Genomic DNA, 22,773 nt, shown 5'->3' with positions numbered 1-22,773 from the left:
CGTTCCAAACGGAGGTTTGCTGTTATTTCACTTCGCCGGCTTCGGTGATCTTGATCAATTGGCGAGTGCGACCGGATTGGCTGCCTTGGGCTTCGACTTTCTTGACGACGTCCATGCCTTCCACCACGCGACCGAAGACAACGTGTTTGCCATCGAGCCAGGGGGTGGCGGCAACGGTGATGAAGAATTGGGAGCCGTTGGTGTTTCGACCGGCGTTTGCCATGCTCAGCAGACCCGGGGTGGTGTGTTGGAATTTGAAGTTCTCATCCGCAAACTTTTCTCCGTAAATGCTCTCGCCACCGGTTCCGTTGCCTGCGGTGAAGTCACCGCCTTGCAGCATGAACCCGGGAATGACACGGTGAAACGCGCTGCCTTCGAAATCCAAGGGGATGCCCGCTTTCCCTTCGCCTTTTTCGCCTGTCGACAACGCACGGAAGTTTTCGGCTGTCTTGGGGACATCTTTCCCGAACAACCCGATCACGATCCTTCCCGCTGGTTCATTGCCAATCGAGACATCGAAATACACTTTGTGAGTGACCTCTCCTTGGGCGGGATCCGCCGCAAAGGATGGGGAGGCGGGGCCTGCAGTCAAACCGAAGGTTGAAATTCCAACCAGCGACAAAACGAAAGCACGAACAGTCATGGCACACTTTTAAAGGGAGAATGGAGGGAGCCGCTCGCGGAGGGGCAGCTGACTTTGCTCATATTGAACCAAATCCGCCGGACAGTCTCCAACCCCACAATGCAGTCTTCGGTGCATCGAAGTTGGAGGACAACGATCGAAGAGCGTCTCGAGAATTTCTCTTGATCGGGGCAGGCATCGCTCTGAGCGCGAGTGGTTCATGAGTCAGACGCACGAAAGCTCGGTCTGGTTTGTTAAAATCGGTGGTCGTGTTCCAGTTCTCACGTGAATCGCGAGGGCACGGTCGATTTCATTGGATCCCAAGAGCGATGCCTTGATTGAATTTCCACAGTACGGGATTTATCCGCGTTGGCCGGAAGACGGTCAGGGGTGGATTCATCCGGACGATCTCCCCGTCGTTTCGAAGCTTTTGCCTAGCGAACGCGTCATCCGACGCGATTCTTTCGATGGCACCTACTACCACTGTTGCTATGGGAAATGGGCGTTTCGGTTGCGGCCGGCCCTGTGGTTGCAAATCAAGGCAGAGGACTTGGATTTGGGGGATGAAGTCGAAACGATCGGGCTCGGAATGGAGCGGGATCTGTTTGTGGGAGAAGTGATCGGCATGTACTTCGTTCGCCGCAAAGGGCGAATCGCTTACCGATTGAGACGGGCGGACCAGAGTTTGCCGAAATTGTTTCTGAGGGAGCACCTGCGGTTGCTGTCGGAAAAACAACGTGTTCGGCAGGGCGAGATCGAACACCCCACGCCCAAGTGGGATGGATCGGGGGAGCGAATCGACTTCACGGATTGATCGCAGTCGAACTGGATTGCTGGGAATTCGATGGTCTCCGCCTTAGCGGTTCATTTCTTTGACAATTTGATGACGCGGTCAAACTGCTTCTTGGTCACCGGTTGGACAGAAAGTCGGCTGCCTTTTCGCAACAACATCATGTCCACCAGGGGGCTGCCCGCCTGAGTGGCTTCTTCTCGGAGTTCAGCCAGGGTGACCGGGCGGTCCAGTTTCTTTTCAAGTTGAATGTCGACCATGAACCAGGTCGGTGAGTCGGGGGTGCTTTTGGGGTCGAAGTAATGGCTCTTTTTGTCCCAGGCATGGTGGTCGGGATAGCCGCCGCGAGAAACGGTCGCCAGTCCAACGACCGCAGGCGTTTTGCAAGCGGAGTGATAGAACAGGACTCGATCGCCTTCTTCGATCTCGTCCCGGAGCAAATTGCGAGCTTGGTAGTTGCGGACGCCTTCCCAGCAAGTGATTTGGTCGGGTTGCTCAGCCAAATCATCGATGTTGAACGTGTTCGGTTCCGTCTTCATCAACCAGTACTTCATCGGTTTGCTCAGTGTGTTGTTTGGGGGCGGGTGTTCGGTTGAGTCAATTTGTGCGGGCGCGGCGATTTTTCATCGAATTGTTTCGGAGCCATGCCGATAACTCAAGAAGACACACTTCCATTGTGTGTCGATGAAACGAATTCGTCTGCTTCCGCATGATCGCGGCAGCTTAATTCAGGCCATGGAAACGGCCTTGTATCCGTTTTCCATGCGCGGTCTCGTGTTTCACGCGAGATCACGCCATCGGCTTGAGACAAATATGAACGTTGACGCAATTCACACCGCCTTGGGCATCGCATTCACCGCCGTTTGGCTTTTTGTCGGCCAGATCATCGTCGATAGCCATTGAAAAAGCCTCGGTGGATGAACACCGAGGCTTTTCGGGACTTTGGAATTCAGGTGGCAGAAACTCACTCCGGTTTTGCCAAGTTGTAGGCGACGATTTCCTGGTCGTTCCGAATGAAAACGGTTTGGTTCGCGTAGGCAGGGTGAGTCCACGCCACTGAGCGGCCAAAGGCTTCGCCGGTGGGTTCGATCGCATGGAAACGCCCATGTTCTTCGAAACCATCTTTGGACAGAGTCGCGACCATCAAGTCGCCATTTTCGGAGAAGATGAGGAAACGGTTGGAGTCACCCAAGCGAGTCAAAAATGCAGTGCCGTGTTTGATGAATCGTTTTTCGTCTGGTTTGGTGGCTTGGAAGGTTGACCACAATCGGTCGCCGTTGTCCGCATCAAACGCAATCAGTTCGCCGACATTGCAATCAGTCCCGTAGACCACCCCGTCCATGAACACGGCGGGGCTGTTGCTGGAAAAGACCGAGTGATCTCGTTCGCCACGCCAAAGTTCCGTGGCGGCAGTCGCGTTTTCGTTCAGTTCGAACATCACCGATTCGGTACGGATCCCGCTGGCGTAGATCCGATTGCCCTCAACCGCAGGGACCGCAATCGACATATCGAACATCGGGCTGAGTTCAACATTCCAGATGGGGTCGCCGCTGATCAGGTCCAAGCCGTGCACACCGGTGGGGGAGAACACCAGCAGTTTTTTCTGACCGCCCTGATTCAAAATCGAGGGTGCGGCGTAGCCCGCGTTGCAGTCGAGTTGTTTCCAGCGAACTTCGCCGGTCATTTTATCGAACGCGACCACGCCTTGTCCGTCACCGCCGACCATCGTGTAGAGCAGGTCCCCTTCGATCAATGGATGCGAAGAGAATCCCCAAATGGGCACTTCCGCACCGAAGTCGCTGGCAAAATTTCGGCTCCAGATCAATTCGCCATCGGTGACCGACAAGCATCGTAGATCGCCTTCGCTTCCGAGGATGTAGACTCGGTCGCCATCCACGGTGGGGGTGCAGCGAGGTCCCGCGGGATAGGAAATGCTGTAGGGACGTTCGTATTCATGCCGCCACAATTCTTTGCCGGATTCAGCGTCCAAGACGATCAGTCGTTCGTCACCGGACAGGTCCGCTCGCTTGCCAGGGTCGTTGAAAGCTTCGCCTTGACGGCGTGCGTAATCGAAAACGAACACACGCCCATCCGCAACCGAGGGGCCTGCGTATCCACCGGCAATTTTGGCTCGCCATTTGAGTTTCAGCCCTGATTCCGGAATGGAGTCCACAATGCCGGATTCGCGATAGACCCCATCGCGTTGATCACCCATCCAGCCGGACCAGTCGTCGGCGGATGCCAGCGACGAGGTGGTGAAAATCAACCCGAGTGTGAGCAACTTGGATCGAGCGAAGGAATCAAAATCCAAGGGCAAGAACTGGGAAAGAGAAGCTGCACGCATGTTTTGAAGTCCGAAAATTGGGATGGGAACCTGTGCGTACTATATGTTCTTTTGCGGGTTCAAACCGCTTTGTCTTCCCTCCGACTGATCGAAACCGAATGCGATTGATTTTGATGCGTCACGCGAAAAGTGACTGGGCCGACGCCAGTTTGTCGGATCACGAACGGCCCTTGAATGCTCGGGGACGACGCGATGCGCCGAGAATCGCCGGATGGATGGAGGAGCAGGGCTGCCAGCCCGATTTTTTGCTGTCCTCTGATTCCAAGCGGACTCGCGAGACGGCCGCGTTTTTGAATTCTCGCTGGGGGACGCCCGTTCCAAGCTTTTTTTCATCGGATCTTTATCTGGCGACGGCGTCCATGATTTTCCAGATGATTCGATCGACGGAAGAGTGGTTGCCGGAAACCAATCGCGAACCTGGAAACGCACCAGAAACCTTGCTTGTGTTGGGACACAATCCAGGGATCAGTTCTGCGGCGAGCGAATTGTTGGACCACGCTTGCGGATTTCCCACGGCAGGATTGGCCGTGTTTGATTGCCAGATTTCTTCGTGGGCAGAGGCACTGAGTCCGAAGAACTGCCAAGTGTGGAAAGAGATCCGGCCGAAACAACTTCCGTGATCGTTTGTCAGGATCGTTTGGGTGCCCCATCGGGTTGACGATGTCTCCCGGTGGTCACAATTCTTTTCCTTGGACGAAGACATTTGATTTTGTGCCACAGATGGCAACCGTGTTTCACGGGTTCGTTTCTCGAGTTCAATCATCGGCCAATCGCTTGGACAGTTTTTTCTCGGACCCGTTTTCACGCATCGTGCTGCTGGCCGTTGTCTTGTTCTGTCACTTGGGGCTGCGGCTGACGTTTTACAACCGGCTGAATTCTCTGGGGTGGAAGAGAGCGACGATCAAGCGAACCGAAAAGATTGCGTTTGCAGAAACGTGGGTCACGCCGTTGATCCTGGGTGCAATCTTTTGGCAGCCCATTTCCAAGTGGGTGCTCGGTCAGTCGGACTCGGAAGTCTTGCCGATTGTTTTGCTGGCCTATGCGGCCTTCTGTTTGGTGATGGGCGCTATGTTTGGATTTCTGTGGTTGTTGTGGCGACCGATTTGGAGATTCCAGCATGTGCCTACGAAACGCGATGTCGAGGTGCATGACGTTTCAATACAAACTGGACTGACGTTGGCCCGGACGCGCAAGTGCCGATGGGCGGCGAAGGTTCCGGTGAACCAGATCTTTGAAATGGCGGTGGAGCAGATCGAGTTGCCCGTGGTTGGTTTGCCGGAGCAACTGGACGGTTACAAGATCGCTCATCTGTCCGACATTCATTTGACTGGGCAAGTCGCACCTGACTTCACGGCTCACGCGGTTTCGATCGCCACGCAGTGGTCGCCGGACTTGATGGCACTGACCGGCGACATTGTCGACAAGCAACCTTGTGTGGCTTGGTTGCATGATTTGTTTTCGCCCGCGCGAGCGAAGGACGGTTGCTACTTTGTGCTCGGGAACCACGACACTCGCATTTCCGATCCGAGCGTGGTGCGGGACCGAATGACGGAAGCCGGCTGGATCGACGTTGGTGGGAAAATCGAAACGGTGTCGCTGCGTTCGCTCGATTGTCAGTTGCTGGGGAATGAGTGGCCCTGGTTCACTCGGCCGAACGACCCGTTGATCTCTGATGAAAGCATTGGCTTTCGATTGTGCCTGTCTCACAGCCCCGATCAATTCGATTGGTGTCGTCGGAACGGAGTGGATCTGATGTTGGCCGGTCACACGCATGGCGGCCAAGGTCGATTGCCGTTAGCCGGTCCGATCTTGAGTCCCAGTTGGCACGGCAGTCGTTGGGCATCGGGCGATTTTTATCGATCGCCAACAACAATGCATGTTTCGCGAGGACTCAGCGGAGTTCACCTGTTGCGAATTCGTTGTCGGCCTGAGTTGTCGCTGATCACCCTGCGCTGCCCAAGTTCGTGATCCGGAACGCAATCTCCGTAGCCGGATTCGCCAAGAATTCGGATCCTTGAATCAGGCTCCTCCCACCCACCTCCATTATGAGCGATCCTTACGAGTCTCCCCGCACTACCGAGGATTCGCGGAAGACTTTGCTGCGAAGTACCTGAAACAGTAGTTTGTAAGGCAGCACATTCGAACTGGTTTTATCGTCGACCCGCGTCATCTCTGATTTTTGCTGAACCACAACCAAGACCATCACTAACAAACCGAACGCAACACAATCACCTTGTGATCACTGACGACGAGCTTGCTGTCTTTGGTTCGTTGCGCACCTGACTCTTTTCTCGACTCCAGATTGATAGGCCGCTCGATGAAAATACAGAAGTTCATGGCCGGAGTGCTTGCAATTTTGGTTGTATGCTTTGGTTGCACTTCGGCTTTCCTGTGGTTAAAAGTCCGCGACGCAAAAAAAGAAATTGACTTCCTCAGCAGGCAGAACGAGATATTCAGACTGGATAGGGCTTCCTTTGCTCACCGGTATTTCGCGTTGACTTTGCTGCTTGATCCTGAGCTACGAGCCCACGTGTATCTGCCGACAGAAAACCTTCCAGAAGAATTGGAAGACGAAAGCATCCTCCGGATCAGTGATGTCTACGAAGACGCTCTGGCGGCGGTCTCAATGTACCACGAAGGAAAGAATCTCTCTTATCCAGAGATAGTCGCTGTGCTCACCGACGAACTTGCCAAGGCTGAGCAGCGGTTGTCACGGGGGAGTGAAGAGGGCCAATGACATCCGGACGGTGTGCGCGTTCAGGCGATCGAATCTGCTGGTCATGAAGCTTTGTGATCCACTCATTGCTTCGTCCACTACGGTTCGATTCTTACTTTTGCGAAACGAACTTCTCGAGGGATCGGTCGAGCAACTTGATCGCAGCGTCGATGTGTTCGGTGGTGGTGATCATCGGTGGCGGCAAGAAACGCAAACGCGCCGGTTCGGCTCCGCAGAGGAATCCGAGCAAGCCTTCTTCGAACATCAAGTTCATCAGCAACTTGGCGTGATCGAGTGTGCCTTTGCCGGGTGTGAACACGATCATCATGCCTTCGCCGAACGGACCTGAAATCGAACCGGGGTATTTCTCGGCCAGCTTTTGAAGTTGCTCGGCAAAGTAGGCGTGGCGTTTCATGTTTCCGCCGTCCGCACCGAAGCAATGGGTGGATTGCAATGCATCCAACGTCGCCAGTCCGGTCGAAATCGCGGACGTCGATCCGGTGAACGTTTGGCTGAGGATCGGTGCCTTGGGGTGGAAGTCGTTTCGGTACAGCGTCGCGCAGACCTGAGTGATTTTGCCAACGGTGACGATGTCCGCGAACTGGTCCAGGCCGTAATGTTGAAACGCAAATGGTCGGCTGGTTCGCGAGAACGTTTGCACCTCGTCGAAGATGACCGGCACACCGGCTTCTCGCAGTGGCTCGCACAATGCCGTGAAGAAATCGTGGCTGCCGGGGTAGTAGCCGCCTTCGCCTGCGATCGGTTCGGCCCAGAAAGCAGCGTGCTTGCCTGGGTAACGTTGGAGCAATCGTTTCAATTCATCGACGGCCCATCGCTGAGATTTCTCGGGATGGTCTGGATGCAGGAAGGGCAAGTAGTCGACTTGGATCGCTTCGGGCAAACCGTTTCGGTAGGCGGGTCGGTCGGTCAAGGCTGCTAACGCAATCGATCGCCCGGCGAAGGCATTGTCGAAGGCGATGATTCGGTCGGCGGGCTGTCGGTGGTGGAACGCGAGTTTCAATGCGTTTTCGTTGGCCATCGCGCCGCTGGTGGAAAGCAACACGTGTTCGAGTGGTGCTCCCGATTCGGAGGCGAGCGAGACGAGTCGCTGCATCATTTCGACGCTGGCCGGGTTCTGCTGCAGATTTCCCTGCATGACCGTGTCTTCGATCGCCGCATCGATGCTGGCCGAAACCAGGTCGGGGTTGGAGTGACCACCGCCGTGCACGCCGATTCCGCCGATGAAATCCAGTTTGACGCTGCCGTCGGCAAGTTCGACGTAGGGACCGTTTCCGAGTCCGGACGCGAAGTAGGGCCAGATGGGTGGGCCGCCTCGGACCGAGGTGAACCCGTCGATCAGGGATTGGTAGCTCGCCGATTGGTCGGGATCGCTGGGCGAAACATCCGTCATGGAAGCGGAATGATCACGCATCGCCTCGGCAATCAATTGCTTGGCTTGTGCGATCCGGGGGTCCTGACGAAGTGATTCGGCGTGAAGCATGTTCAAAAGCGATTGGCGAAAACGGTATCAAACGAGGGGGGCCCCCGAGCTACAACAGAGAGCACGCATCTTGGTTCCCGGTTCGGTTCTTGGCAATCACGGGGGCACCGTGTAGCCGGATTCGCCAAGAATTCGGACCATCACTGCCACTTCGTGCTTTTCGCGTCCTTTGTGGCCTGAAAACGACACCAGAGTAGGACATTTGTCCCCAAATGTTTGCGTGACGGGTGAGTGCCGTCGAAGCAGCGTGACGCGAGCGGTTGGCAGTGGGATGGGGGGCAACAAGGCTTGGCGTTGGAGAAACGCTCGACGGAACAGTTGGGGACAACTGTTCTACTCTGGTGCCGTCGGTCCAGGCCATGAGGCGACTATCATTGTTTCGTAGTTCCTTCGGTGAGTATATGAGCGAGTGCACGAGGTTTTTCTCGTCGTCGAAGATGGCTTCGACATCCATCTCCAGGCCGGTGATGACATTGCTGACCAGGCGTCCTGAGGAGGATTTCATTCGCAAATGGTAGGTCTCCTTTTCGAGAACAAATTGTTCGATGGTCGCTTCTTCGGTGTTGATGATCCAGTATTCGCCGACCCCGTTGGCTGCGTAGTCTTCGAATTTGACCCCGCGATCACGTGATTCGGTGGAGGATGACAAAACCTCCACGGCTAAATCCGGTACCGGGAATTTCATCGTCTCGGGTTGGAACTGGGAGGTTTTTTCAGGGCCGAAAAAGACGATCTCTGGTTCGTAATCGTTTCGAGGAAAAACGCAGAGGCACTTTTCTGTTTTGACCGTCCCTAAACGATGACGCGACACGAAGGTGTGGATCAGCTTTGCGGCATTGAGCGTGGCGTCCAGGTGACGATTGCGAGCGGGGGAATGCAAAACGACCTCTCCATCGATGAACTCGATCTTTTGTTCGGGCGTCATCTCGTCATAGAAACGCTCTCGGCGTCGCGTTCTGCTTGAAGTTGCTGCGTCAAACGATCGACCAACAACGGCAGTTGCGGTGAATGACGGATCGGTTGAATCAGTTCCTCGAGGGGGTCCATCGAAGGTTCCGGTGATCAGGGCTGCAGCGGCGGTCGAACCTGAATAGTTTAGCCTCGCTGTCGGATTGCTGCTACTTTTGACCCTTCGGAGTGACATCCCTTGAAAAAACCGTTCTGTGGTTGGTCACACACTTCCGACCGTTGACCCGAAAAACTAAGCTTTGCGGATTGGATTTTGTTCACCTACCTGCCTGAAAAGCTGCTTTTCCATGCCTCAGCCTCGCGTTCTTGTCCTGCGTGCTCCCGGTACCAACTGCGACGTCGAAACCGCTCACGCTTTTGAGTTGGCCGGCGCGGTCGCTGAACGCGTCCACGTCGGGCGATTGATGGAAAACGCGGCTTTGGCGAGCCGCTACCAAATCCTCTGTCTGCCCGGTGGATTCAGCTACGGCGACGACATCGCGGCCGGCCGAATTCTGGCGACTCGGATGCGGCGGCACCTGGGTGACTTGATGCATCACTTCGTCGACAGCGGCGACAATCTTGTGCTGGGGATTTGCAACGGGATGCAGGTTCTGATGCGGTTGGGCGTTTTGACCAGTGGCGTCGGGCAATTGCAAACCGCAGGCGGACCCGCCGAATCGGCGGACGACTCGATTCCACCCGCCACATTGACTTGGAACAATCACGGTCGATTCGAAGACCGCTGGGTGAATTTGGCCGTCGACAAAACGCCTTGCGTGTTCCTGCGAGACATCGAACAGATGTACCTGCCAATGGCGCACGCCGAAGGCAAGTTCATCGCTCGCGACGCGGAGGTGTTGGAAGAGTTGCGATCGGCTGGACGACTGGCTCTGCGATACTGCGAACCATCGGGCGAGATCCAATCCGAAACGTTGCCGTTCCCGATCAACCCCAACGGTGGTGATGCCAACGTGGCCGGAGTGTGTGATGCCAGTGGCCGCGTGTTCGGTTTGATGCCGCACCCCGAGCGTCACATTGACGCGACTCAGCATCCGTTTTGGACTCGTCGCAAAGAGCAGCCTGAGCACGGCGAAGGATTGCAGATGTTCCGAAACGCGGTGGAGTGGTTTGCTTGAGTGAGCCTGTGACGCTCGTCGAAGAGTCGGAAACTCGGTTCGCGTTTGGCAAGAACTGGGCGTCGTTTCTGGATCGGTTTGACACCGAACGGCTGCAGCACGCAACGTCTTCTTTGAAGGCGCTCTTGCAAGTGGAATCGCTGGCAGGCAAACGGTTCCTCGACATTGGATCCGGCAGCGGTCTGTTTTCTTTGGCGGCTGTTTCGATGGGTGCCGAAGTCGTCAGCGTGGATTTGGACGATGACAGCGTGGCTTGCACTCGAGAGCTTCGCGATCGAGCGGTCACGGAGGACTCGGCTGTGGCTGAGCAATGGCAGGTCCAGCAAGGCTCGGCGCTCGATGCGGAGTGGTTGACTTCGCTTGGGACGTTTGATGTTGTCTACTGTTGGGGAGTGCTCCATCACACCGGCCAAATGAACGCGGCGATCGAGGCAACCTCATCGGTGGTCGCACCTGGTGGTCAGTACGCGATTGCGATCTACAACGATCAAGGTGGCGGGAGCCGACGATGGTTGCGGATCAAGCAAGGTTATCATCGCCTGCCTGCCTTTTTACGTCCGGCGTATGTCGTTCTGGTCGCAGGTTGCTACGAACTGAAGTTCGCACTGGCGAGGCTGGCTCGAGGCCGCAACCCGCTGCCGTTCGCGGATTGGCGAGCGAAGAAGTCTGACCGCGGCATGAACGCCTGGCATGACTGGGTCGATTGGATTGGTGGCCTCCCGTTTGAGGTTGCCAAACCAGAAGCCATCGTTCTGCCACTGCGTGAAAAAGGGTTTGTGCTCGACAACCTGACGACGGTTGGATCGGGCTGGGGATGCAACGAGTACGTGTTTTCTCGTTGCGAATGAGGCGATGGAATCATCGCCGTAGGCCAGGTTCCACCTGGCGATGGTTACTGGCTGGACGATTTACCACGTCAATGACATGCCCGACCGGGAACACGCCTCGCTTTGTTCCAAAGCATCGGCGTGGTTGCCAGGTAAAACCTGGCCTACCGATTTACGACTCGTCGGAGAGCGGGTTTCGTGGAGGAATGAGCAGACCCGCGGCGATGAACGCGAATTGGGTGACGAAGAAGATCGCGAGGTTGCGAAGCATGCCTTCGGTGAAACCATAGCTGTGCAGACCAATGCCCAGTTCGTTGGTGCCGAACCAGCTCCAGGCGGTGATGATGTTGCCGCCGATGGCCAAGATGGCGAACCCGCGTGCTTTGACCATGCCGTCCCAGCGAGCGTGGAGCATCAATGCGTTCCAGATCACGATCAACAGCGCTCCGTTTTCTTTCGGGTCCCAGCCCCAGAATCGGCCCCACGAGTCATCGGCCCAAAGCCCACCGAGCACGGTGCCGATGAAACTGAACAGGATGCCAAAGCAGGAGGCCCCGTAAACACAGCGATACAAATCGCGGCGGGCTCGATCGCTGGCGTTGATCCAACCGGAGATCAAGTACCCGATGCCGAGCAAGCCAGCGACCAGCGTCGCGACGTATCCGAGCGAAACGCTGATCACGTGCGTGCTGAGCCAGAACTGGGTGTCGAGCACCGCTTGCAGCACGCCCATCGTTTCGGCTTGGCCGACGTTCAGCGTGAGGTTGTAAGCGACTCGCAAAGTCATCATGCCAGCGACGGCGGCGAGCATGTTGCCAGTGCCGTAGCGGAAGATCCGTTCCACGACCAAGCCGAACAACACCGCTGCCCAGCCGATGAAGATGGCCGAAGAGTAAAGGTTGATGACGGGGGCACGACCGGTGATGTACACCCGAGACAGAATCACGATCGTGTGAATGACAAACGCGATCGCGATGGTGCCCCAAACCGCATTGCCAAGTCGAGGCGAATCCACTGCGAAGTAGATCAGCCCCAAGATGATCGCCAGGATATAGAGCCCCGTGGCAATGGCGGTTGGGTTGGCGGCACCCAGCCATTGTTCCAGCGACACGGCAAAGTGATCGTAGCCGGGCACCTTGTAAGCTTGCACCGCGGCCAGGTGCGCGTCGACGGTTTCGTTGAACGCAGCGGGGTCACCGTCACCGTAGTCGCGAATCAATTCGCCAAAGGTGCGAATGCCAGGTTGGCTGTCTTTGGGAGCGATGCCATTCTTGGCCATGTTGAAAAAGGCGGGTGCGAACGCGGTCCAGTCGGCTTGTTGTTCGCTGTCGGTGGCTTGCTCCATGGAAGGCGGAATGATGGCCGGAGCCGGCATTTGTGCCAGGCTGTTCATTTGCCGTTCCAGCTGACGGAGCGCGAACAATTGGCGAGTTTGTTCATTGGTGCCCTCAGGGAAGAACTCCGCAGGAATGTCTTCGGGAACGGGCAACCGCATCGCGGCGGCGGCAACGGTGTACTGCCGGGTTCGCATGTCGAGTTCAATCGCCTTCTTGTCTTTGAAATCTTGGTCCAGCGATTCTTTTTCGCGAGCGTCCTTCACCATCTTGGTGAATCGCTCCAGGTTTTCGCCGATTTCGTCCAACGAATAGAGTTTGCTCTCGCGGCGATCCAGGTCCAGTTCCGCACGAATCTCTTCGGCATCGATGCGGAACATTGGAAGGTAACGCAGTGCTGGTTCGTCGATGGCGACTTCCATCAGCCACTGCACCGCGGACAGCTTTTTGGTTTCGACTCGATCTTTGATTTCACTTGGGGCGGCATCCAGTGGCAATGAATCCTTGTTGGTCATCGCTTTCATTGTCTGCCGGGCATAGGCGTCCAGCGGCATCACGCGACCCCCGTATTGAACGGGGATTCGTCCGAGTGCCGCCAAATCGAATTCGCTGGCTCGGTCAACGGGCTTCAGTTTGTTCTTCAGTGAGACACTGGGGGCGAGGATCACGGTGACCAATGCCGCGATTGCCGCGAGATAAATGATGACGGGCAGGTTCTTCCGAGACGCGGGGGTGGCGGAGCCCTCCATGCCTTCTGCAAATTTGGAATCGCCATCCGATTCTTCGCTGCCGAATTCGGCCAAGGCTCGTTCGTTTTCACGTCGGCGACGCGAGATGAATCGCGTGAGTGTTCCCCAGAAGTGGACCAGCATTCCCAGCCCGGTGATGCTGCAGGCGACATACGGGATCAGCCATCCGGAGTTGCGGACGACTTGAATGCCGGTCAGCTCCTTGCCACCGGGAAGTGGCGTGTAGTTGGATTGATAGAACGTTTCGCCGCGATAGCGAAGCGGGTTGTTCATCCAAACGCGTTCCTTGCGATCTTCACCGGTTTCGCTGTCGACGATGCGGATGAAGGAAGAGTAATCACGCGGTGTGTCGGTGTTGCTGTAGTTGACCCGACGAACGTCTTCGAGCTGAACCCAGTACGGTTTGACTTCGCGGTGCAAACGCAATCCGATTTCGTATTCTTTCTCACCGACGGTGATGGAATCGAACATGTCTTTGGACGTTCCATCGGGGACCAACATTTCGCGGTCGTTGATGGATTGACTGACCAGGAAGACCCCCAGCGATTCGTCGGATTTGGGGTCGAGCAGTTCGACATAAGCGGCGGGCAAGTTCATTGCCATGTCGGCGCCGCCCGATTTCGGACGTTCCACAGCGGAAACTTCCAGCCCGATTCCCTTGGTAGCGGGATCGTCGTCCTGACGGTCTTGGATGCCAGCGTTGTCGAAGTAGTCGAGCACCTTGATTTTGACCGGCAGCGAATCGTTCTCGATCGTCGACTTGGCCGACGCGGCGTCGGCCAATCTTTGAGCCGGAACAGCGACGACGTTTTGGAATTCCTCTTCCGTTTGGATGAACTGCAGTTCGACTTCGTCCAAGTTCACAAACGTGTTCGTTGATTGCCCTTCGACCAGGCTGAGGCGTTGCTCCATTTGGCGGTCACCAAACGCGAACTGCCCGAACATCAGCAACCCAACGCCGAGGTGCAGCAGCACGTTGCCGCCTTGTTTGCCAAATGCCAATTGGCATCCGACCAACATGATCAAGCCAGCTCCGACGCCCTTGGCGAGTTGCCAGACGATTCGCAGTCCGGGATCATCGATCCGGGTTCCGGTGAACAAGCAATACAACACCGTCAACGCCAAGGCTCCGGTGACGAAGTACGTCAGCCAACGCAGGCTGGGGAGTTTGACCGAGGAAGCCATCACGCCCGTCGCGACCGCACTGATGGATAGGATTGCCAGGACCACCGCCCACAGCCGATCGTAAGACAACCAACTCGGCGGCGTGCCTTGCAGACCGTCGTCATTGTGTCCGGTGAAGACGATGACCCCGGCGACGAGGATGCCGGCAACCAAGAGTGCGAGCCCTGCCGCCAGGCGTCCGCCGCTGGCTTGCAAGCGAAACCGGGTGATCTTGGCTGCAATCAGGTTGACCATCAGCAGCATTCCGATCATCGCTCCGCCGGGAAATGGCAGGATGCCCGGGATCGGCTGCGCGTGACGGTAGAAGGCTTGCGGGAAAAAGTCGTCCAAGTGCAACGGAGCGACCCACGAGAGGAAGTACCGTTGTTTGACTTCCTGCATGTTCATTTCGTCTTGCGCCAACGTGCCGACCAACACCAGCACAATCGACATCGCGAACAGAGCGACGGTGAATTTGAGCGATCCTGCCAAGGCGAGCAATCGCGTTGGTGTCAGCCAACTCATCAAGGATGAGGTGCGATCGTCAGTGACGTGAGTGTCGTTGGTGACGGATGCCATCGGAAGACTCTTGAAAGGTGGGTTCGCCGCGGAAGCGGTGGGGAGGGCAGGGCGGTTGTTTTGAAGCTCAGTACTTCAGGGACTTCAAAAAACTTCGCATCGCTTCGTCTTGGTCCGCGATCACATCAGCGGGGCCGACCATCTTAATGAACAGACTGAAGTCATTTTCAAGCGGCACGATCGTCGCATCAATCGAGGATGCTTGGTTGTCGTCGCTCTTGTCTTTGGGATGCAGGATAAACCGTTGGGCGTCGCGTCCGGCAACGGTCAGTTTCTCGGCGGATTCGAGGGCTTCGTCAACATCGGTGTCCTCGGGTTGGCCGCCCTCGACCTGGCCCATCCAACGTGCCACGTTGCCACGCAGGTCGCCACCGGCGGAAATCACGGTGATCTCTGCGGAAGCTTCTTCGGGACCGGCGTTGAAGGCAGCCATTCGCATCATGCTCATCCGTCCGTCCCGCCATCCTTCGGGACGGTCAAAGTCGAGAGCCGGGTCGGATTTGGGGGCGTCATCGCTGGCGGACTCTTTCGGGAACGCTTTTTCCTTTTCTGCCGGCATCGCTTCGCCACTGGCTTTGGCTTGTTCAATCGCTTCCTGTGCATCGCGTGGCAAACCAGCGTGCGGGTCGGATGCGGGAGCTGCACTGGAAGGGCCACCTGTCATGGGGCCACCCGCCATCGAGGCAAACGGTGCTCCGCCAGCCATCATCGGCGGCCCGGAATCGGCAGGACGCCCGGTGACATCGACCCAAATCGCGGGAGCGTCGGCCAACTCTTCCGAGTCTGAGTCCGACCAAGTCATGGTCTCGGCGGAGGCCCATTCTTCTTTGCTGTCCGACAGCCCGACCTGTTTTCGCCAGCGATTGACATTCATGACGACTAGTGCGGACCAGTCATCCATGCGAGAAAGTTGGGAGACGCTGAGGTCGAGTTGTTGAGCGGGGGTGTTGATGTCGAACGAAGCGAAACGCATCGCTTTGTCCGCGCCTTTTCGCCAGTCGGCTGGTGCCGAGTCCAAGTTGGGTTTGCCGTCTTCGAACTCGATGTTCTCGACGAACTCCCGGAAGGTGTCCTCGATCGAGTCGACCGCCGATTGGCGGCCCATGATTTTGAAGAACCAAGCTTGGTCCTTTTGCGGCAAAATCGCAGCGATCATGCGAGTGTCTTCGGCGGCCAAGACCGCGGGCATTTTGGTCGGCACCTGGTAAGTGATGATCGGTGCTTCTTGCGAGCATCCAGCCAGCACACTCAACCAGCCAAGGCACAGGATGCTGGCAAGGATCGGGACGCATGACGTCCGGCGGAAATCAGGCATGCGACGAATGGGGGACGACATAGGTGGGACGACGAAGAGTGTGGGGAGGCGGGGAGCAGCGGCAAATCGCATTGGAATCGCTCAAAACTGGCAATTTCACCAGAAACGTTGTCTGAAAACCGCCATCCATCATGGTGACTGATTTTCACGCGAATCCAAGCTCAGATTAGCTGCTATGACTATTGAAACGCGACCGCAGTCCGATTTGTTCTCATCACGAAGTCAATGGATTGCGTGAGCGGGGTGTTTTCGGTGGAGGGGGTGGCAAAGCGTCGCGGGCTCGGGGGCTGCCACGGTTTCGGGAGGGAAGTCGGAATTCCGGCGAATTCGGCCGCAGGAGAGTGGGACGGATGAGCGACCTGCCGTCCCTTCAGGACTCCATCAGATTGTTTTTCGCGTTATCCATTGGCTGACGCCAATGGCTAGAACCTGCCGCCACTTCGTGGCTTTTGCGGCTGTCGTCGCTCAGGGGGCTGGTGTGCGGAGGTGCAGCCGCGGAGCGGTGACAGGTTGTCGCCCCAGGCGTCAGCCTGTGGACACGAAATCACGGGCAGCCGGGAAACCCCGAAGGGGTGGCAGGAGCGGATTGGGGTGTTCGACCTGTCGTCCCTTTCGGGACTTGGGGAAATGGTTTGCTGCGTTGTCCATTGGCTGACGCCAATGGCTAGAACCTGCCGGCACTTCGTGGCTGTTCCGGCTGCCGTTGCGCTCTGGGGCTGGTGTGCGGAGGTGTAACCGCGGAGCGGTGACAGGTTGTCGCCCCAGACGTCAGCCTGTGGACACGAAATCACGGGCAGCCGGGAAACCCCGAAGGGGTGACAGGAGCGGATTGGGTTGTGCGACCTGTCGTCCCTTTCGGGACTTGGGGAAATCGTTTGCTGCGTTGTCCATTGGCTGACGCCAATGGCTAGAACCTGCCGCCACTTCGTGGCTGTTTCGGCTGTTGTTGCGCTCTGGGACTGGTGTGCGGAGGTGCAACCGCGAAGCGGTGACAGGTTGTCGCCACAGGCGTCAGCCTGTGGGAACGAAATCGCGGGCAACTGGTAAACCCCGACGGGGTGACAGGGGCGGATTGGGGTGTGCGACCTGTCGTCCCTTTCGGGACTTGGGGAAATCGTTTGCTGCGTTATCCATTGGCTGACGCCAATGGCTAGAACCTGCCGCCACTTCGTGGCTTTTGCGGCTGTCGTCGCTCAGGGGGCTGGTGTGCGGAGGTGCAGCCGCGGAGCGGTGACAGGTTGTCGCCCCAGGCGTCAGCCTGTGGACACGAAATCACGGGCAGCCGGGAAACCCCGAAGGGGTGACAGGAGCGGATTGGGGTGTGCGACCTGTCGTCCATTTCGGGACTTGGGGAAATCGTTTGCTGCGTTGTCCATTGGCTGACGCCAATGGCTAGAACCTGCCGCCACTTCGTGGCTTTTGCGGCTGTCGTCGCTCAGGGGGCTGGTGTGCGGAAACGGGGCTGGTATGCGGAATCGCGATCACTCTGGTACAACGCGGACGACCACGCCTTTGAAGGCTGGCGTTTTGCTTTGCGGGTCGGCGTAGCGAGCGACCAGGACGTTCGACTCGGGGTAATACATCAGTGCGTTCCCGGCACGGATTTTCTCGTAGCCACGAGCCAGAATGCCGGGCATCGATCCAATTTCGTTCATGACTGTCACACGTTGGTCGTGGGTCAGCCCGAGTCGCTGCAGGTCATCGGGGTGCATCAAGATGATGTCCCGGCGATCTTGGTTGCGATACAGGTCCTCTTCTTCATAGACGACGGTGTTGAACTGGCCTTCACTGCGGACGGTCATCAACCGCAGTTCATTTTCGGCGGTTCCTTTGAGATGGGGGATCGTGTGGCAGTGCAGCACCGCTCGTCCGTCCTCGGTTCCAAATTCGGGATCGTAGAACGTGCGTCCGTCGATCTGGAATTCTTCTTTGGTTTGATCGATCGAGCTGATCTTTCCGTAACCCGGCACGACCCGGCCGATCCAGTCTCGGATCGTCGAAGTGTGATGCATTTGTTTCCAGTCGATGCCTTTCGCATCGGGAAGCAATCGCTCGCCTAGCGTCGCGATGACCTCGACTTCGCTCCGCGGTCCTGGCAATCGGCGAGGCCCGCCGTCACTCAGTCGGACGAAGTTGAACATCGATTCTTGCGTGGTCGGTTCGGGTTCTTCGTCCCGAGCGAGGACGGGCAAGATAATCGTTTCTTTGGCCAGTCCGTGAGCGTGTCCCGTGTTCATCGTGGTGTTCATCATCACGTTGAGATCGAGATTCGACAGGGCTTCGCCGGCGAAGGTTGCATCCGGGTTGGAGCCATACAGGTTGCCGCCCAGGCAGAACCCGGCTTTGATTTTTCCCGATGCGGCGTCTTCCATGCAGGCGAGTGTGTCGAGACCTTCGGTGGTTGGAAGTTCGACGCCGAAGTGTGCTTGCAACGCATCGAAGATTTGTTGCTTGAGTTTGGGCGTGACGCCGACGCTGCCGATGCCCTGCACATTGCTGTGCCCGCGAATCGGCATCAAGCCACTGCCTGGGCGGCCAAGCATGCCGCGACACATGGCGAGGTTGGCAATCGCCTGGACATTCTCAACGCCGTGAGCGTGGTGGGTGATTCCCATTGTCCACGAGAACACAGCCCGCTCGCTCTTGGCGTACACCGCTGCGATCGACTCCATTTCGGATCGATTGATGCCAGATTTGTGTTCGAGTTCTTCCCACTCAAAGGCCTGCAGCGCGGCGAGGTATTCCTCGTGACCGCGGCAGTGTTTCTGCAGGAATGGCAGATTGATTTGGTTGGTTTCTTGCAGGGATTTCGCGATGCCCCAGAGCAACGCCAAGTCACCACCGATGTGTGGCTTGACGTAGTGCGTCGCCACCTTGGTGCCTTTGAGCAACGAGATCGGATCGCTGGGGATTCGGAATTTGACCAGCCCCGTTTCTTCGACCGGGTTGATGACGATGACCTTGCCACCGCGACGGCGGACGTGCATCAGGCTGGTCATCAGCCGAGGGTGGTTGCTGGCCGGGTTGCCGCCGATCAAGAAGACGCAGTCGGATTTCTCCAGGTCCTCGAGCTGGATCGTTGCCGTCCCGCTGCCGATGCTGGATTGCAGCCCGACACCGCTGGCTTGGTGGCAGTAGAAGCTGCAGTTGTTGACGTTGTTGGTGCCATAGACACGAGCGAGCAACTGCAACAGGAAACCGGCTTCGTTGCTGCTGCGTCCGCTGAAGTACCAGAACGTTTCTTCGGGTGAGAGCGACGCGAGCTTGCCCGCGATGGTGTCGAAGGCTTCTTCCCAGGTGATTGTTTCGTAGTGCGAGTCACCTTGGCGGTAGCGAACCGGATGGATCAAGCGGCCGAGATGTTCGAGCTCGCGGGGTGTCATGGCCGCGAGCTGTTCGACTGAGGTTTTCTTCCAGAATGGCGGTTCAATCCCGGGCTGCATGTCCGCGACCATGGCCTGCAAGCTCTTTTTGCAGACCTCGGGGAACGAGCCCGTTTCGTTGACCATGCCGCCTTTTTGGCCTCCCATGCCGACCGCACAGGTCTTGCAAGAGTTGCGAGTCCGCATGGCTTGGTAGAGCTTCCAAACACTTCCGGTCTCACGCCCTTTTTTGAACGTGTACCAAATGGCTCGGAAGCCACCACCGCTGCCAACTTTCATCGAATTCGTCTTTCAAGATTGAGGGAGGAGTGAATTCGTCGAGAATGACGGCCTTCACAGTCATGCCCCGAAAGGCTTTTCTCCACGATGCCCCGAAAGTCTTGACGACTTTCGCTACTTCACTCGTCGTTCCCGCGATGGCGAGTCGAAGATCATGCCGAGTCGGGTGAATACCATTCGTCCAGCAAGGACTGCAGTGCTTCGACCATCTCGGGCTTTTGGTCCGCCAAGTTTTGGTTCTCGTGCGGGTCCTTCACAACATTGTAGAGCTCAGGCGATTGGCCCGTCATGCGACTGGATGGATCGATCAACTTGTAGTCGCCTTGGATGACCCAGCGATATCGCAAACTTGGGGAGGGATCGTCCATGGATTGGATGTCGTGTTCGAAAATCTCTCCATAGACAGCGTCTCGCAATTCCAGTTCGTCGGCGTCAAGGACATCGATCCCGGGCAGGCCTTCGGGGACCTCGAATCCAAGCAGGTGCTGAACCGTTGGGACCACGTCGATGGTGGATGCCAGATGAGTGGTGTCCATACGGGGTTCGATCACGCCGGGCAAACGGTACATGATCGGGGTGCGGGTTCCGCCTTCGTTGGGGCTGCGTTTGCTGCGAGGGGCGTATCGGCTGGCGGCGGTTTCGTTGATCCAGCCGTTGTCGGTGACATAGACGACCAGCGTGTTTTCGGCGAGCGAATGTTTGTCGAGCAGACCGAGCAGTTCGCCGCAGGTTTCGTCGAACCACTCGCACATGGCCCAGTACTTGGCCATTGGCAGCGAGTCAGTTTTGTCGCGGTATTTGGCCAGCAAACGCTCGGGTGGATTGTGCGGCGTGTGTGGCAAGAACGGTGCGTACCAGAGATAGAACGGTTGTTTTTTGTCTTGCGTGTCAGCCAGGAAGTCATCGATGACTTGCATTCCTTCTCGGCCAACCTTCAGGCCCTCGTCACCGTGGCGACCGTTGCGGGTGAAGTCACCGTGGGTCATCGCGTCGGTGAAGCCCGCACGAGCTGGTTTGCCCTCCCACCACTTGCCCGTTTGCAGGCTGCGATAGCCGTGGGGAGCGAGTAGTTCGGGTTGACAATCCAATTGGTCCACGTGCTGCAGGTAATCCATCCGGGCTTTGACGTAAGCCGGTTCGTTGTGCGCTGGTCGACGCTTGCCGTCTTCCATGCCAGCCCATGGCGGATCGTTTCCAACAATTCCATGTTGGTGGGGATAGAGGCCACTGATGATGGTGGCGAGCGACGGACGGCACAGGCTGACCGGCGAATAGCCGCGGGTGAACGTGAGGCTTTCCTTCGCCAGACGGTCCAGGTTGGGTGTCTCGATCTGGGGGTGTCCCATGAACGAGTAGTCGGTCCAAGCCTGGTCGTCACTGAGAATGACAACGACGTTCAGTTGGTCGTCTTCAGCGGAGGTGGGATCCTGGAACAGAAGAGCGAAGCAAATGGCTGGCAACGCCAGCAGCAAACGGTGGGGAGCGTTCATGTTGGGTGGGGTTTGATGGGGGGTGGGAGTCACTGGTCCGAAAAGTATTCCTTCGGAAAAGTGGCTTGGGGAGATTGGTTCGGATCGCGAAGCGGGAACCGAGGGCCGTGATCTTCCAGCAGAGGCATCTCCATGCCAGTGCTGTTTTTCAACAGTTTCCAAAGTTGCTGATTCAGCGATTCGACGTGTTCAGCATACCTGGAATCATGGATCAAGTTTTGCATTTCTGCTGGGTCAGACTCGAGGTCATAGAGCTCGTCTCGGTCCCACAATCCGTGGCAACGGATGTACTTGAAACGGCCGCCGATGACGGCATGCAGCGTGGGCGTGTGCGGGTAGTTTCGTTCCCAGTAGTACTCGTAAAGCAACGTGCGATCCTTCAGGGACGACGCGTCGCCGGAACAGAGGGCTTGCCAAACGCTTTGCCCGTTGATGTTGTTCAGCTTGGGGGCTTGGGCAGCTTCCAAGAGTGTGGGGGCAATGTCGATGTTGCCGACCAAACCATCAAACGGAACGCCCGCGGGAACTTTGCCAGGGGCGACGACCAGCAGGGGCACTTTGGCACTGGCTTCATACGCGGTGCGTTTGTCGATCAGCCCGTGATCGCCAAATTGGAACCCATTGTCGCCCATGTAGACGACGATGGTGTTCTGATCGAGGTTTTGTTGCTTCAGGAATTCACGCAGGCGGCCAACCGATTCATCCACCGCCAACAGGGATTCGCAATAGCGACGGTAGTAAACCTCGGGGCTGAATCCCGGCAGGTTGTACCCGAAGTCGACGCCGTGGCGACTGTTGCGTTGGTTGCGAACCCACATGGGTTTGTTGCCGGCTTCCATCGCTTCGGTGGTCGGGATCTCAATCGGCAACGTCTCGTTGTCGTAGCGACCGCGGTGCCGGTCGGCAGGAACGAAATCGGCATGCACGGCTTTGTGGCTGACGTACAAAAAGAACGGCTTGTCCGGATCGCGTTTGTTCAGCCAATCCAGCGAGTAGTCCGTCAACTCATCGGTGATGTAACCGCGTTGAGGAACCCGTTTGCCATTGACGTTGAAGCCGTCGTAAGTGGTTTGGGGGACTTCACGCGTGGTCCCGTGACCGTCGGGCCAGTAAGTGCCTTGGCCTCGGAAAGAGACCCAGTGATCAAAGCCGCGTTGCGGGTCATCAATGTCGCCACCCATGTGCCACTTGCCGATGAACGCGGTTTGATAACCGGCTTCTTGCAAGGACTGTGGGAAGAAAACCAGGTTCGGGTCGACCGCGTGGTAGTTGTCGACGACGCGGTGATTGTGAGCGTACTGGCCCGTCAGGATCGAGGCCCGACTGGGAGAGCATAGCGAGGTGGTCACGTAGGCACGTCGGAGCATCGCTCCATCGTGAGCCATGGCATCGAGATGGGGTGTTTCCAAGAACGGATGCCCCGCGGCGCCCAAGCAATCAAAGCGATGATCATCGCAGAGGATGAACAAGATATTGGGCTGGGATTCAGCGGTCGCCGTCAGGGGCGTGCCGAGGCACACGGCCAGCAGCAGCGACAAAAACCCAATCACAACACGAGTTTGTGATTGGGTTGTGGAGGCATCAACTTGCATT

General features: G+C 57.1%; 18 protein-coding genes. 7 read left to right on the top strand and 11 right to left on the bottom strand.

Features of this window, described 5'->3' with window-relative positions; genetic code table 11:
* Positions 1-22 precede the first annotated feature (22 nt).
* The gene (locus RISK_RS18790; protein WP_047815851.1) at positions 23-643 is read right to left on the bottom strand and encodes a peptidylprolyl isomerase; all 621 of its coding nucleotides are present in this window, start codon (positions 641-643) and stop codon (positions 23-25) included.
* A gap of 313 nt (positions 644-956) precedes the next feature.
* Between RISK_RS18790 and RISK_RS18785 the strand changes: the two genes are divergently transcribed.
* Positions 957-1,436, top strand: coding sequence for a hypothetical protein (locus RISK_RS18785; protein ID WP_047815952.1), 480 nt, complete (start codon positions 957-959; stop codon positions 1,434-1,436).
* A 50-nt stretch (positions 1,437-1,486) separates the two neighbouring features.
* Here the strand turns inward: RISK_RS18785 and RISK_RS18780 are convergent, their stop codons facing one another.
* Positions 1,487-1,966 carry an EVE domain-containing protein gene (locus RISK_RS18780; protein WP_047815850.1) on the bottom strand — a complete coding sequence of 160 codons (480 nt, stop codon included), beginning with the start codon at positions 1,964-1,966 and terminating at the stop codon, positions 1,487-1,489.
* A gap of 130 nt (positions 1,967-2,096) precedes the next feature.
* Between RISK_RS18780 and RISK_RS32270 the strand changes: the two genes are divergently transcribed.
* Positions 2,097-2,315 carry a hypothetical protein gene (locus RISK_RS32270; RefSeq protein WP_047815849.1) on the top strand — a complete coding sequence of 73 codons (219 nt, stop codon included), beginning with the start codon at positions 2,097-2,099 and terminating at the stop codon, positions 2,313-2,315.
* Between the two features lie 61 nt (positions 2,316-2,376).
* Here RISK_RS32270 and RISK_RS18770 read toward each other — a convergent pair whose 3' ends face one another.
* Positions 2,377-3,756: an outer membrane protein assembly factor BamB family protein gene (locus RISK_RS18770; RefSeq protein WP_047815848.1), complete on the bottom strand. Its 1,380-nt coding sequence runs from the start codon at positions 3,754-3,756 to the stop codon at positions 2,377-2,379.
* Between the two features lie 98 nt (positions 3,757-3,854).
* Between RISK_RS18770 and RISK_RS18765 the strand changes: the two genes are divergently transcribed.
* The 3 genes from RISK_RS18765 (at position 3,855) to RISK_RS18755 (ending at position 6,493) form a co-directional block, all read left to right on the top strand.
* Positions 3,855-4,376 carry a SixA phosphatase family protein gene (locus RISK_RS18765; protein ID WP_047815847.1) on the top strand — a complete coding sequence of 174 codons (522 nt, stop codon included), beginning with the start codon at positions 3,855-3,857 and terminating at the stop codon, positions 4,374-4,376.
* A gap of 100 nt (positions 4,377-4,476) precedes the next feature.
* Positions 4,477-5,724, top strand: coding sequence for a metallophosphoesterase (locus tag RISK_RS18760; RefSeq protein ID WP_047815951.1), 1,248 nt, complete (start codon positions 4,477-4,479; stop codon positions 5,722-5,724).
* A 349-nt stretch (positions 5,725-6,073) separates the two neighbouring features.
* Complete coding sequence (locus RISK_RS18755) at positions 6,074-6,493, top strand: hypothetical protein (RefSeq protein ID WP_047815846.1); 420 nt, start codon at positions 6,074-6,076, stop codon at positions 6,491-6,493.
* A gap of 91 nt (positions 6,494-6,584) precedes the next feature.
* On the opposite strand, the gene RISK_RS18750 is transcribed toward RISK_RS18755, so the two are convergent.
* The gene (locus RISK_RS18750; protein WP_047815845.1) at positions 6,585-7,973 is read right to left on the bottom strand and encodes a class-III pyridoxal-phosphate-dependent aminotransferase; all 1,389 of its coding nucleotides are present in this window, start codon (positions 7,971-7,973) and stop codon (positions 6,585-6,587) included.
* Between the two features lie 49 nt (positions 7,974-8,022).
* Positions 8,023-8,898, bottom strand: a complete 876-nt coding sequence (locus tag RISK_RS33125) for a Uma2 family endonuclease (RefSeq protein WP_236696437.1) — start codon at positions 8,896-8,898, stop codon at positions 8,023-8,025.
* A 331-nt stretch (positions 8,899-9,229) separates the two neighbouring features.
* Between RISK_RS33125 and RISK_RS18740 the strand changes: the two genes are divergently transcribed.
* Positions 9,230-10,060: a phosphoribosylformylglycinamidine synthase subunit PurQ gene (locus tag RISK_RS18740; protein WP_047815844.1), complete on the top strand. Its 831-nt coding sequence runs from the start codon at positions 9,230-9,232 to the stop codon at positions 10,058-10,060.
* Positions 10,048-10,908: a class I SAM-dependent methyltransferase gene (locus RISK_RS18735; RefSeq protein WP_047815843.1), complete on the top strand. Its 861-nt coding sequence runs from the start codon at positions 10,048-10,050 to the stop codon at positions 10,906-10,908. The genes RISK_RS18740 and RISK_RS18735 overlap by 13 nt, the downstream gene beginning before the upstream one ends.
* Positions 10,909-10,918: 10 nt before the next feature.
* On the opposite strand, the gene RISK_RS33645 is transcribed toward RISK_RS18735, so the two are convergent.
* The 6 genes from RISK_RS33645 to RISK_RS18710 form a co-directional block, all read right to left on the bottom strand.
* Positions 10,919-11,059 (bottom strand): DUF1589 domain-containing protein, encoded by a 141-nt coding sequence (locus RISK_RS33645; protein ID WP_150122631.1) that lies wholly within the window; start codon positions 11,057-11,059, stop codon positions 10,919-10,921.
* The gene (gene ccsA, locus RISK_RS18730) at positions 11,060-14,713 is read right to left on the bottom strand and encodes a cytochrome c biogenesis protein (protein ID WP_047815842.1); all 3,654 of its coding nucleotides are present in this window, start codon (positions 14,711-14,713) and stop codon (positions 11,060-11,062) included.
* A gap of 67 nt (positions 14,714-14,780) precedes the next feature.
* On the bottom strand, positions 14,781-16,028 hold the full coding sequence (locus tag RISK_RS18725; RefSeq protein WP_047815841.1) for a hypothetical protein: 1,248 nt from the start codon (positions 16,026-16,028) through the stop codon (positions 14,781-14,783).
* Between the two features lie 1,481 nt (positions 16,029-17,509).
* Positions 17,510-19,690 (bottom strand): FdhF/YdeP family oxidoreductase, encoded by a 2,181-nt coding sequence (locus RISK_RS18720; RefSeq protein WP_047815840.1) that lies wholly within the window; start codon positions 19,688-19,690, stop codon positions 17,510-17,512.
* Between the two features lie 152 nt (positions 19,691-19,842).
* Positions 19,843-21,180 (bottom strand): sulfatase family protein, encoded by a 1,338-nt coding sequence (locus RISK_RS18715; RefSeq protein WP_047815949.1) that lies wholly within the window; start codon positions 21,178-21,180, stop codon positions 19,843-19,845.
* 29 nt (positions 21,181-21,209) lie between these two features.
* Entirely contained in the window at positions 21,210-22,772 is a 1,563-nt protein-coding gene (locus tag RISK_RS18710) for a sulfatase family protein (RefSeq protein ID WP_047815839.1), read from the bottom strand.
* Position 22,773 lies beyond the last annotated feature (1 nt).

This window comes from Rhodopirellula islandica (assembly GCF_001027925.1).
Classification (GTDB): domain Bacteria; phylum Planctomycetota; class Planctomycetia; order Pirellulales; family Pirellulaceae; genus Rhodopirellula; species Rhodopirellula islandica.
The sequence above is the reverse complement of the archived record's forward strand: the minus strand, read 5'-3'. Positions and strand labels throughout refer to the sequence as shown.